General features: G+C 60.1%; 11 protein-coding genes and 1 pseudogene. All 12 read right to left on the bottom strand.

Features of this window, described 5'->3' with window-relative positions:
* Positions 1 to 78: 78 nt before the first annotated feature.
* The 12 genes and pseudogenes from P0D73_RS43315 to P0D73_RS43260 all read right to left on the bottom strand — a co-directional run bounded on the left by P0D73_RS43315 (position 79) and on the right by P0D73_RS43260 (position 12,120).
* Complete coding sequence (locus tag P0D73_RS43315) at positions 79 to 297, bottom strand: hypothetical protein (RefSeq protein WP_408182885.1); 219 nt, start codon at positions 295 to 297, stop codon at positions 79 to 81.
* A gap of 577 nt (positions 298 to 874) precedes the next feature.
* On the bottom strand, positions 875 to 1,081 hold the full coding sequence (locus P0D73_RS43310; protein ID WP_408182887.1) for a cytochrome ubiquinol oxidase subunit I: 207 nt from the start codon (positions 1,079 to 1,081) through the stop codon (positions 875 to 877).
* Positions 1,082 to 1,330: 249 nt separating this feature from the next.
* Positions 1,331 to 1,614, bottom strand: a pseudogene (locus tag P0D73_RS43305) (KR domain-containing protein); the annotation flags it as partial.
* Between the two features lie 180 nt (positions 1,615 to 1,794).
* A complete protein-coding gene (locus P0D73_RS43300; protein WP_408182889.1) occupies positions 1,795 to 2,043 on the bottom strand; it encodes a thiamine pyrophosphate-binding protein in 249 nt (82 codons plus the stop codon).
* Positions 2,044 to 2,247: 204 nt separating this feature from the next.
* Positions 2,248 to 5,346 carry an ATP-binding protein gene (locus tag P0D73_RS43295; RefSeq protein ID WP_408435922.1) on the bottom strand — a complete coding sequence of 1,033 codons (3,099 nt, stop codon included), beginning with the start codon at positions 5,344 to 5,346 and terminating at the stop codon, positions 2,248 to 2,250.
* Positions 5,347 to 5,360: 14 nt separating this feature from the next.
* A complete protein-coding gene (locus P0D73_RS43290) occupies positions 5,361 to 7,106 on the bottom strand; it encodes a LuxR C-terminal-related transcriptional regulator (RefSeq protein ID WP_408260704.1) in 1,746 nt (581 codons plus the stop codon).
* A gap of 157 nt (positions 7,107 to 7,263) precedes the next feature.
* On the bottom strand, positions 7,264 to 7,641 hold the full coding sequence (locus tag P0D73_RS43285) for a hypothetical protein (RefSeq protein WP_408435920.1): 378 nt from the start codon (positions 7,639 to 7,641) through the stop codon (positions 7,264 to 7,266).
* A 220-nt stretch (positions 7,642 to 7,861) separates the two neighbouring features.
* A complete protein-coding gene (locus tag P0D73_RS43280) occupies positions 7,862 to 8,275 on the bottom strand; it encodes a Ros/MucR family transcriptional regulator (RefSeq protein ID WP_317014841.1) in 414 nt (137 codons plus the stop codon).
* A 183-nt stretch (positions 8,276 to 8,458) separates the two neighbouring features.
* Positions 8,459 to 9,754: an NAD(P)/FAD-dependent oxidoreductase gene (locus P0D73_RS43275; RefSeq protein WP_408260711.1), complete on the bottom strand. Its 1,296-nt coding sequence runs from the start codon at positions 9,752 to 9,754 to the stop codon at positions 8,459 to 8,461.
* A complete protein-coding gene (locus tag P0D73_RS43270) occupies positions 9,751 to 9,867 on the bottom strand; it encodes a dodecin domain-containing protein (RefSeq protein WP_408378609.1) in 117 nt (38 codons plus the stop codon). The genes P0D73_RS43275 and P0D73_RS43270 overlap by 4 nt, the downstream gene beginning before the upstream one ends.
* A 622-nt stretch (positions 9,868 to 10,489) precedes the next feature.
* Positions 10,490 to 10,627 carry a hypothetical protein gene (locus P0D73_RS43265; protein ID WP_408182899.1) on the bottom strand — a complete coding sequence of 46 codons (138 nt, stop codon included), beginning with the start codon at positions 10,625 to 10,627 and terminating at the stop codon, positions 10,490 to 10,492.
* Entirely contained in the window at positions 10,612 to 12,120 is a 1,509-nt protein-coding gene (locus P0D73_RS43260) for a CoA transferase (protein WP_408435918.1), read from the bottom strand. Before P0D73_RS43260 ends, P0D73_RS43265 begins: the two co-directional genes overlap by 16 nt.
* Positions 12,121 to 12,280 lie beyond the last annotated feature (160 nt).

Genomic DNA, 12,280 nt, shown 5'->3' with positions numbered 1-12,280 from the left:
AACCTGAATTAAGACCAGTTTCAAGAAGCCCCCGGTGCAATCTGGGGCGACCTTGCACCTGCCCCATGCGTGGTGACGTTACTGGTTCGAAACAACGAATGCGCAATCGACGAATGTATGCGCGCGACGCTGACCGTAGGCGACAGCCTCCTCAGGACACGCAAATTCAAGCGACTCTGTATAACTTGCAATCACGTGCTCCGGAAGGAAGTAACCTTCCTCATGAATGTACCAGGTGACGGTATAGCGTGGCTCGACACCGTTAAAGGAGAGCGCGGTGATCTCGGCGACGCGCACGCATACTCCGAGGCCTCGGTAGGGTCGGCAGCGGTGGTCACGCACGTCTCCTTCAGCGGATGAACACCTCTTTGCAACGGCTGTTTCAGATCGTGCCTTCGGAACCTGTTGGCACGCCGCGGAATCGATCCATAAGATTATGTTCTGCATGTCTTTAAAGAAGTATGTGTCGAGCCCCACGCGTGAAGCACTCACCAATCGTAAATAGGGGCGGACCACGCTGAGCGCGAATTACTATCATAGGCGCCAGGGTTATATAGATGCACAGAGCTATTCGGAAACATCGCAGTCGTCGTCAATGATCAAATACCAAATGACCCTGGCGCGGTGGCCACGACCAGCGAGAAGGGACCTCCTTTAACTTCACGCGGGGCACGCGATACACAAGGGATGTATAGGCGAGCGGCAGTGGACGCACGGAGAGACCTGCGCCCCAAACATGAATGAGAGACTGCTGTTCGGCGCAGCCACGTCACGCGCCGTCATCGAAAGTAGAATCGTGTAAGTCCAGAACGACACCGCAAGTCTGGCAAACGACGAGGTGAGGATCAACGACGACATTGCAGAAGGTACCCGGTCATTTGCGCGCGCGACGCTCCGACATAGTACGAATCCAGCGGCTACCGAAAAGCCATCGATAGAACGCCAGCCTGGTTGCAAGATTGAGTCCTTCAAGTACTGCCAACCAAGCCGCAAGCCCAATGGCGAAGAACGACAAAATAATGTGGAATACAACGGCGAACGCAAACTGAATCCGCGACAAAAAGAGAGCTGTCCAGGTCACTTTCTACATCCCTTGGGTTGGCAAACATTTGTGCAACTGTTTGCCCACAAGCGTTCGCGTCGATAGACTACGACCCGCCAGGCAAGGTTGTTCTGTCGTGCCAGGCCGAGAGTAGTGAAACGATACGTTCTTGCGGGCATCCCTTTTTCTTCCGATCTGGAACGTTCCTGGATAGGCTCCGCCTTCGATCAAGCGGTTCTTATCCAGTGATTTATCCGGAATGTTCGCTGCAGAGAAACGCGCAGGCAGCGCCACATTCAGCACTCGGTCCGGGTCGACGAGCAGGAAATGCTTTGCAGCTAGCGCGGCAGCGCGTCCGTCGGGTGTAGTGATGTCGCACGCCACAGTCTGACCGTGACGCCACCTTGAGCGCGTATGGCCGTGGCCTTCGCCGTCGCCTCAAGCTTCCAAGGGTTGATGCCGCCATCACCACGTTCACGGCTTTGGTGGCTAAAGGCCTCCGCACGGCCGCAGCCCAGCCCGCTAATTGGGCCGCAAACCAGCGCGGTTCTACCTTGGATTCCCATATCCATATCCTGCTTCCTCTGATCGGACCGCGCCCCGCTCCACATGCATGGCAAAGCGGGACGGCGGGTCGAGGGATGGAGTGTCTTGTTCGAAGTGCTGCGTCGACACATTGGCCAGGAGCGGCCGTTAGGCGCGCGTTGCCGATTACAGCGCGCTTGCGGCCACCCCGTTTCACCCAGGAATTCCTACAAATTTAAGTGAAGACCCCCAGGTCCGCAGCTTCCGGCGACAGCGGTCAGGTTGCCGGTCAACATGGCTTCGCCTTCGGCGGCGAACGCTCCCGCCTCCTCATGACGAACATGGAGCCACTCAATGTCGCTCTCATTCATGTGGTGAGCGATGGGATTCAGCGTGTCGCCCACGATCCCATAGCAATGCTTTACGTCCGCCGAAACGAAGGTGTCTACAATAATTTCGGCAACTTTCTTTCTCATGTCGGCGCTCCTGAAGGGGGCCTGCTCATGAAGTGACCAACCACCCTTGTAAAACCCAGGCACGGAGTCCGTCACTGCCCGTCGCGCTCACCGGATCGGTGAGATGATCACCATATTCTGACTGGGCGCCCTAACATCTGGTATCCCCCTGAGGAGGGATCCGCACAATGATGGCTCCTCCTTGCCTCACACCTGAAGTATGGATCAGCTAGTTGCCAGAGCGAGCAGACGTCGGCCAATCTGAGTGCCGCGCGGCAAGGAATTCGACAGCCGCTCGAGCGTCGAAGTGAAATGGCGCTGTTGCACATCCGCCTGTCCAGCGTCACCGCGGGCCTCGTGAATCGCCGCCGCAGTGCGGTGAAGCCGCCAGTCCGCTAGTGGAGTTTCGAATCCCTCCGCAGCCGCGAACGCCTTGTTGATACTATCGAGTGCGATGACCGGATCGCCGCGATCCAGCGCCTCACGCGCAACGACTTCCCATGCCAGGGCCTGCCACGTCCGGTCTGCGGTGGCGAGGGCGAGCTTCACGAACTCCTGCGCGCGTGATCTGGCGGTGTGATGGTCTCCCGCCATCATTGCTGCCTCGGCGGCTCCCCATTCGATTGCCAGTTTCCAGTACCAGTCGAACGTGGTGGGAGTGGCGTCCATCTGACGGTCCGCTTCAGCAAACAGCGACGAGGCCCGTACGCTATCCCCCAATCCTAGGTAGGCGAGGCCCGCGAGCACAATACACGCACGGTGTTGCACTGGCACAAGTGCGCCAGAAACGGTTTCGTCCGCTCGCGCGGTCGAGGTTGCAGCCGGCACGAGCCGTTGGTAGATTTCAATGACCGTCTCGTAGTCCATCGTGTGCACAAACAACCATCCCTGATAGATCTCGAGGGTGCGAGCGGCAAAATAATCACCGTTCTCGCGGAAAAACATCATGCCCAGATCGAACGATTCGATCGCCCGTCCCAGCTCCCCCACGAAGAGATGAGCCCACGGCGTACCCATCCGGATCATCCACGTCGCCATCGCGAGGTCAAAGCCCGGATGTTCGACCGCGTGCTCAAAGAGGATCTGATAATTCGTCCGCACAGTCCCGAGGGCTTCGCGATACCGGGAGGAAATGATGCACAGCATGCTGTATTCCATATTCGCCCGGGCGATCACCAGTGGATCCCCCGTCTCGCGCAGCATGCGGATCGCACGCTCGCACTCGGTCAGATCCGCGTGTGACCAGCCGCTGGCCCAGATACGGCGTACATAGGCACTCACGCGCACCAGCGCGCTGACGCGCAGGTCGGGATGCGATGCACTGAGCGTCAGCGCTTCGTTCAGCATCCCGATGCAACGTTGCTTGTCGCTCCAGCTAAAGACGTAGGCGAGGCCGAGCATGGCACGCAATTGCGCATCGAGCCGGCCAATCGTACGTGCCTGCTCCTCGAGTTCGATCCAGGCCGCCTCGGCGCGCGGATCATGCCCCGCAGCGTAAAGCGACGCGCGCGCCTCGGCAAACTCAAAACTTTTCAGCGGACGCAAATCAGCTGGCAACTTTGTGGTGAGCGAAGCGGCAAGATCGAGAATCGACTGCGCCTCGCGATACGCAAAGCGAAGCCTCGCGGTTTGCAACGCAATGCGCAGATAGTCGATCGCCTTGAGCCACTCCCTCGCGTCAGCGAAATGTTGCGCGAGCTCGTATGCCACCTCCGCCCTCTGATCGCGAGGAAAGATCGCCTCGAGCCGTTCCGCGATTTGCCGATGCAAACGGGTGCGACGGATCAGCCCTTGATGCCCATAGAACGCGCTGCGAATGAGGGCATGGTCGAAACAGAACATAGTCGCCGCGCCCCCGTCGGGTAAGCGTTTCACCCCGCAACGTCGAATGAAACGTTGATTGCGTGCCAGCGCCTCGCACAGATCGTCGAAACGCTCCGTCGACAAACCCGCGGCCTCGGCCACGGTCGCCGATAAAAAGGAGAGCCCTGCCACGCTTGCGGCTTCAAGCAGATTCCGCTCGTCGCTACCCAGCCGCCGGATTCTCCCCTCGATCGTCTGGATAATCGTGCGGGGGGAGGTCGTGCTAATCACCGCTAATGGCACCAATGGCCGCCAGCCGGTCGCCGTCTTGCGAAGCATGTTGCGCTCCACGAGATCGGCGAGGGTCGCCCGCATAAACAGCGGGTTGCCGCCGCAACGTTGTACGATTCGATAGCACAGTTCTTCCTCGGCAGGGTCGACATGATCGCGGCCTGTCAGCCACGAAACCACCGCGTCGCCAGCAAGTGGGCCAAGCGCCAGATCGCGGCACAAGTCCCTCAGCGAAAGCTCGTGGTGCAGTTCCTCAATTGGGTGGTCAGCCAGCGCCGCCTCCGTCGGCCGGTAAGTGACGACGACCATCAGGCGCAGAGCTCCTGACTGGCCCGCAATCGCCGCCAGCAAATCAATGGTTGAGTGGTCCGCCCAATGAAGATCTTCGAATATCAGAATCAGCGGCTGTGTCCGCGTCAGAGAGGCCAGCACGCCGCAGATTTCCCGCAGCATGCGTTCGCGCGAAGCGCCAACGATCTGCCGCAGCAGGGACTCGCGGACATGGCTCGCCACCTGGCCCGGGAGCTGCAACGCCCACGTGGGCGCAAGCGTCACCAGCGCTTTCACGACTTCATTGCCGCGGGCTCCCTCACAAAGTTGCCCGAGAGCCTGCAGAACTGGATAAAAAGGTTCCGTGCCGCCATAACCCTCGACACAATGCCCTTCAGCGACCCACGCATCGTCATGCTCGAACCTCTGGGCGGCAACGAACTGCTTGAGCAACGCGGTCTTGCCGATTCCTGGTTCACCGGTAACCACCACGAGCTGACTGTTGCCGGCTCTGGCCCGCTCGATCGCAGCGGCCAGTTGCTGCAGTTCGCTCGTGCGACCGACAAAGTGGCCGTTGCTCTCGTCGCTTGCAATCTGCTGATATCCCGTTGAAGGGACCTCTACGGGCGCGACGAAACGGTATCCGCGTCCGCGCAGCGTTTCGATGTAGCGTGGGTGCTGCGCGCTATCGCCGAGCCGTGTCCGGATCATCTGTATCTGGGCCTTCACGACTTCGGGCTGTACGTGCACATCGGGCCACACCGCTTCGAGCAGCGCGTGGTGGGTAATCAGCGCACCGCGATTCTCGACCAAAAACCGCAACACGCCGTAGGTCTTGGGCGTTAAGTCAACCCGTTCGGGTGGCGCGCCGGCATCCAGCCTCCAAAGGCATTCGTTCGCCATATCCAGACGAAAGCCGGCGAAACTGATCGAAGAATGCGTACTCGACTGAGCTTTCATACCAACCTTGCTCCTCACACCTGGATGAGGCCCAATTGGGTGGCGCGGGTGACCGCTTCCGCGCGGTTTTTCGCAGCAAGCTTTACAAATATCTTCTTTGCATGAGACTTGACGGTCTCAGCCGCGATGCGCAAATTGACCGCGATCTGCTTGTTCGACAGGCCTTGGCTCATCAGGACCAGAATACTATGCTCCCGGCTGCTTAGCACGACGGTAGGCCGGCCAGTCGTCGGACGTTTTGCTACAACGCTGCGAGCCGCACGCCATCGTGACAGAAGACTGCCAATATACGGCAGCAGTACGCGAACCTCGCCTTGCGCGGCGGGATCGCCCCGCTGCAGCACCGCGAGCAGTTCGCCGACCCGAGGGCCGCTATCGACAAACGTCTGATGAAGCCCTACCGTCGCCCCCAGTTTTAGGGTCCGCAAGAAAATAGACGCGGCGTCCTTCTGCTCCCCGACGGCAAGAAGCGCATCGATCAAACACACCGCCACCTGCACGGCGAGATAGAGTTCATTCCGGCACACAGCTTCGCAATGCAACTGTCGCAGCGCCGACACATCGTCGAGCGTCGCGCCGCATGCCACGCGTAGACGGGCGCGAGCCAATACCCGGTAACCTGAAATTCCGGCGCCCCCTGGGCTGGTCGCTGCGCCGTGCGCCTGCTCTAATGCAGCAAGCTGCGCAAGACACGCCTCTGCGCCGCATCTGTCGTCCTGTTCGAGAAGCAGACCGATCCGTCCTGCGACGCATGCCGCCACGAGGCGTGGCCAGCTCCGCCTTTGCCCCAGCGCCTCGGCTTCCTTCAGAATCAGCTGCGCAAAGTCGAACTGGCCGCGTGAGGCGGCGATTTTCGCGAGCGTTGTATAGGCACGCTCAGCGCTCTCGATGGTCCCGCCCTTGCAAATCTGCGCAAGGCGCTGCGACAGCCATGTCTGCGCTTCGTCAACCATGCCTTGCTCGTAGAGAACCTGCCCGACGATGCTGGCCGCGAACGACGCGACCGACAGATCGCCGCCGTATACGCTGCGGCACTCACTGATGGCGTCTTCGGCCAGCAAACGGGCCGCGGGAAAACGCAACTGATTCATCTCCACTGCGGCCATCAACGACAGATCGAACATCCTGGCGACTCGATGCAGCCTCGTCGGCAAGACGTCCGCATTGCTTTGCCCGACCGCGTGGAGGCGTTCGAAATCGCCGAGCTTCCAGTACGCGTACCGGCAGATGGTCCGTGCGATAGCGACGATCGATTCGCGGCCACAGTAGCGTATCGTGGACAAGGCAAGCGCTAGTGCAGCAGCGCAATTGTCCTGCAGGACGAGGCTGGCAGCGCGCAACGCCATGATCTCCCAGCGCCTCGCGTCGCGCTCCACAGAGGGCAGATCGTTAAGCGACAGTTCGATTTTCTCGACGATCTCCAATGCCGCCTTGCATTCGAGACGCAGTAACGCCTGCCAGGCGCGGGCCGTCATCAACGACAGACGGCTGACGTTCACATCCGTCAACACGCGACTTATTCGTGCAAGCTGAAACACCTCCTGGGCTCTGCCGGACCCGCCACCATACATCGCCGGAGACGACGGCAATGCGTCACGCTCGGGCTCGGGTCCGGCCGCATCGTCGTAATAAATGTCTTCGGGCGAAACAGGCTCGAATGAAACCAGTTCTTTCGAAATACGCCTAGTGATAGTCGCGTCACTCAACTCAAAACCCCTAAAAAAACAAACTTGCCCGCCCCAGCAGGGCGAGACGCACACGCTTTCCGTCAGGGTAAGGTGCTCGACATCCAGAAGGGTGAATTTTTGGTCTTGATTGGGTAATGAATGGTCCAGTCCGCATTACCGCAACGCGTGACGCGCTCGTGAGCCCGCCGGGTCGGTATTGATCTGTACAGTTGTTCAGATGATTGCAATTTTATAAACGAAGATGTCGTGAAACCCGCCTCAAGCGGCCAGAGCCGGGCGAGCCGGTGCTCGGCGTGGCGAGAGCACGTCGGGCGAATCGCTGGTAGCCGCCTCCAGGCGCTGTCATCAGGACCAGTTGCTCCTCAAGCGTGCGCCCTTCCGGTTCCACCAGCGAGAGCTTTTCCGCAATGAGTTGCTGCTGCGACGTCGTCGTGGCAAGCCTGTCTGCCAGACCTCTCTGATAAAGCGCCACTGTTCTGTCGCTAGCGAACGCGACCACAGCCACTTTTCTGCGCCGAAATGCCTTGCGAGAAGGCGCACGATCGCGTGCCAGCAGGATCTCGCCAACGATGCTGAAGAGCCAGTCGGGGAAATAAGCGCCGAGCACGCCGAGAGACGGCGCGCTCGCGCAACCAGACGTGAGTAACACGCAGGCGGACGCAGGCCCGTAGCGCATCTCTACCGTGCACCCTTGTCGGAGGGCGGCTAGCGCAAGGCGGGGGCGTTCAGAGGCCAGGTGAGTTGGCTACCGATTGACACTGACAAGGGCCGCTAACGGAGCGTCACACTTACGCGCTGCCCCGTCGTCAACAATCCTCGTTTCCGGATCACTGCTTGTCCAATTGCGACACCCGTTCCACCGTGGGGATTCGTCTCCTCGCTATCAAGGAGCGCAGCGCCGAATACGCAGGCGCAACCATCGGATAGTCCTTGGGAAGTCCCCACTTGGCGCGGTATTGCTCGGGAGACATGCCATATTTCCGCTTCAGGTAGCGCTTGAGGGACCTCAGCTTGTGACCGTCTTCCAGACATACGAGGAAATCGTTCGTGACTGACTCGCTGATTGGTACGGCCGCTCCCGGCTCACCGGCAAGCGTGTTCACATGACCCCGCAGCGCAGCCAGGGCAGCATGCGTGCTCGATATGAACGCGGGCAGCTCATCTGCCGGCAACGCGTTGTGGGAGACAAAGCTCGCCACAATCGCAGCGGTCAACTCTGTCAGGTCGGTGTTTGCTGTCACAAGGAGGGTTCGCCTATCTATTGCAACGTTCCGTCACATTCTACAAATGAAGAATGCAGTTTCTAAACGGTCAAACGATTGTTGATCGCTGACGGTATATGCCCTCACGGGCATGCACTCACTTCTCTTGAACGAGTTCCACGTTGGTGGGCGGTGGCCGGGCGCCCGAAGCACATGAGCCTGTCAGGCAAGGCGAATGTTTGGTTGAACCAGTCCGTTGATCCGTTCCGCCGTCCAGAGCAGTGTCGCTTTGCGAAACCCGTGCAGCGCCTGCTGATGACGCCGGTACAACATCGCGTGACTGAACTGGGCGAGGTGCCCCCGAATGAGCCCCCCCGGAAAGAAGCCAAAGCGCCCTAGCGTGCCGAACGCGTCATAGTCGCTCAATGACACGAGCGATCCAAAATCCCGGAATACAAAGTCGGGAAACGGCTTGTTTTGGCAGAGCCATTCCGGCAGGTGGCGGGCCAGATAATTCGCCTGCTGAGCGGCTACCTGCGCGGTAGGAGGAAGCGGTCGCTGCGCACCTTCCGGCGTGAGGCTCGCACAATCGCCGAGAGCGAAGATCTGCTCATCGTGCAAGACCTGAAGCGTCCTCGACACCACGATCTGGTTTGCCCGGTTGGTCTCCAGACCAGCGAGGCGGTTCATGAAATCTGGCGCTTTGACACCGGCAGCCCATACCATCAGATCCGCTTCGGCGAGAGTCCCGTCCCCGTACCGAAAACCTCCTGGTTCCGCCGAAGTGACCGCAGTAGAGGTCATTACGCGAAAGCCGATGTTTTCGAGCCGTTGCTGGCTAGACGCAGAAATCTCCTGTGGGAAGGCAGGTAGCACGCGCGGCCCGCTCTCAAGAAGAGTCAGACTCAGCCTGTCCCGGATGGTGGTATCGCCATAGCTACCAGCAAGCTCGAGAAGACGGCTCAGCTCTGCCGATAACTCGACGCCGGTCGCGCCGGCTCCGACAATCGCCACTCTCAACTGCTCATCCTTGACGACGCTGCGAATAGCACGCGCGCGCAACGCGACGTTGAACGTCTCTGCTTGCTGTTGGCTGTCGATGAGATGGCATTGCTCCTTTACACCCGGCACACCAAAATCGTTCGCGCGACTGCCTAGCGACAGCACCAGCACATCGTATGGAACCGCTCGCGGCTCAAGCACCAACTTACCGTCCTGCGCCCTTATCGCGTCAAGCTGCACCTCGCGCAGTTGCCGGTCCAGTCCGCACATCTCTCCCGGTTGATATGTGAAACCGTGGTCGCGCGCGTGCGCGAGATAAATTACCCGCTGCTGGTTCACGTCACGCGTACCGGCCGCAATCGTATGCAGCATCGGCTTCCATATATGCGTCGGGCTGCGGTCGATCAAAGTGATGGTAGCCTCACCCGGCCGGCCCAACCGGTCGCCGAGCCTGGTCGCAAGTAGAATCCCAGCGATTCCCCCACCTACAATCACGATACGAGTTGGTTTTCTCATTGCAAACACTCAACGAATGATGGACAACGTCCGATAGCCCGGCGGGCCGCTTTGCTTAGCGCCACACTCACCGCGTCGTCGCTGGATTGCGTCGACGAGCCGGTGAGTTCGATCTGTTTGGTTTGTATACGTGTTCCGACATCAGGTTCTCCTTGGTTTGAGGCGGATTACGCGGCATCGCGATGTGCCACGATATCCACGCATGACGTACGCCGCGGCTTGCTGCTTTCGCAATCGCGCGAGCGCACGTGTGTCAACAACTTACGGACATTGAAGGCATGGCCCTCGCATCCGTCGCGGTCCTCAATAACGGACCGCGTTCTGCAAATTTGAGCCGTTCAGCTCCCACACTTCATCGTCAACGATCGCAGGCTGTGGTGGCCTGCCAACCGTATCCGGGATGCTGTTGGACAACCCATGGCCGCGCAGGTCAGAAACCGGGCGCAGGTCTCAGGCCTACCACCTGGTGGTGATGACACCCTTGTCTGGGCGCATCACTCGATTACCTGCGTGTGCTACGTACTTGAAAGTGATCGATGCGCCACCAAACCGCACACCAAGTCGTTCGATGTCGTCGATTCAGTTACAAGCTCAAGCTGTCCACCCATCGAAGCGCAGAACCGATTTTCACCGGCCATCGAATCTCCCGACACGCAGAAACGTCGCCAAGGAGACGAATCGACGGCTCTCGTCCCCTGGCGCGCTGTCCATGGGTGCACAGCGACCTCCGCCGTTTCAATCGCAATCGGAAACGGCGGAGACGGAATGGCGTCCTTTGATTGCAGGAAGCTGACCAATATCAACGGTAAAGCCGTCGCGCTCCTGGCCGATTTCGCAAAAGCGCAGGTCGGACACCCTCACCGCGTCAGCCATTCGGGCTTGCTCGAGCCTCGTGGCACGAGCACCGTCCTGAAGGACCCGGGAGTCTTCGACAGGACGACCTGGTCGGTCATGCCCTGATACGTGCCCAGCGGGGTCTCCGCCGTGAACAGATCGGGCGCGACGTAGGCGTGCTCGTCGGAAGATCCGGCGGTCGCCCGGGCATAGTCCCTGTCGAAGATGCCGAGCGAGAACAGCCACAGCACGGTTCGGGTCAGGGAAACGGTGACCCGATAGCTGCCACCCTCGACCGCACGCCGGCGCAGCGCTGCGAGTACGCCGACCGTGCCGAGCCAGCCCACCACGTTGTCGACAATGGGGATGATCGGCGGCGATTTCGGACGCGCGAGCGTACCTTCGACGGCGAACAGCCCCGAGACGGCCGCGCCGATTTCATCGAATCCCGGACGATACTTCCAGGGGCCCCTGGCGCCGTGAAGCAGGACACTTGCATGGATCAACCCAGGCTTCCTGCCGCAGAGTTCCTCAGCCTCGAGACCATGGCGTTCCAGGTAGCCCGGACGCTTGTTTGCGAAGAAGACATCGGCATCCTTCAGCAGGAGATCGAATTTCGCGCGATCCTCCGTCGAGTAGTCCAGGATCGTCGAGCGCATCCCGACCTGAGTGTCCCACGCGAACGCCTCGATTTCGCTGTCGTCGAACGGCCGCCAGATGTTGAGGACATCGGCCCCGTGCAAAGCGAGGTCTCTCCCGATGGCCGCTCCGGCAATCACGTGACCCATCCCAAGTGCGCGAATGCCGTCCAGCGGACTGGTGCCCTCTTTCCTGAAAGGGATCGGCTCGCTTTCGCCGATCTTTTCCACGTTGATCAGCGACATTCTCGAGAGGACCTCGGTGTACTGAAGCTCCTTGCTGAATTCCTCGAAAGTGCGCACCTTCGCGATGACGATCCCGGCTTCCGCCGCCGCATTCTCCAGGTCGTCCGCGCGCCATTGCAGAACGGCGTTGCGCACGGCTTCCGGGCTGGAGTCGCACCGCAGCAGGCTGAGTTCGCGGGCAGCCAGCTTTGGGTAGATGTTCAGGGGCACGACGTGCCGTCCGTCGCGGGTTTCGCGAAAGAGATTCTTATCGATCTTGAGGGCTGGAGGACGTCCATTGATCGTCTCCCATTTCAGATCGAAGAACCCCGCGAAGCGCCGCAACGCTTTACGAACGTCCACTTCGATGTCCTGTTCCTCGCCGGTCCGCAGTCGCCATAGTGCAGCGACGCCGACGGCCTTCGCGGCCAGGGCGATCGCGGACAACGAGCCGAACCGGAAGAGCGCGGGGATGATCGGATCGCGGCCGTGGAACGTGATCTTGCCACCGCTGTCCGCCGTCGATAACCCGACGTCTTTCAGTACGTCATTGAGCGCGCCGTGCAGGTCGATATCCGCGTTCCGTGCCGGATTCGCGAGCTTCGATTGAATGATTCCGGTGAGCCGATCCGGATCGTTTTCGATTGGAAGATTGGTCGAGTCTTTCATTTGGGTAATTTCTTCGATAAGGGAGTGTCAACTGCCCGCGATCAGTCCACGCGAGCCGCGGCCACGCGTGGCGTGGCCGCATCCGTACCTTTAACGCGCCTTTCCTTTGGTGCGCAGTTCGATGAGTCCGAGCAGCAGCTCATCGCGCTCTGCCTCCAGT

The organism is Paraburkholderia sp. RL18-101-BIB-B, assembly GCF_046026985.1.
Classification (GTDB): Bacteria; Pseudomonadota; Gammaproteobacteria; order Burkholderiales; family Burkholderiaceae; genus Paraburkholderia.
Note: the sequence above shows the minus strand (reverse complement) of the source record. Positions and strands in the feature narration are given on the sequence as shown.

Bases quoted from the DNA above. Each gene is read 5' to 3' on its own strand.
- P0D73_RS43300 (WP_408182889.1), bottom strand. From the start codon at position 2,043: ATGAGAAAGAAAGTTGCCGAAATTATTGTAGACACCTTCGTTTCGGCG.
- P0D73_RS43295 (WP_408435922.1), bottom strand. From the start codon at position 5,346: ATGAAAGCTCAGTCGAGTACGCATTCTTCGATCAGTTTCGCCGGCTTT.
- P0D73_RS43275 (WP_408260711.1), bottom strand. From the start codon at position 9,754: ATGAGAAAACCAACTCGTATCGTGATTGTAGGTGGGGGAATCGCTGGG.
- P0D73_RS43265 (WP_408182899.1), bottom strand. From the start codon at position 10,627: ATGGCTGACGCGGTGAGGGTGTCCGACCTGCGCTTTTGCGAAATCGGC.
- P0D73_RS43260 (WP_408435918.1), bottom strand. From the start codon at position 12,120: ATGAAAGACTCGACCAATCTTCCAATCGAAAACGATCCGGATCGGCTC.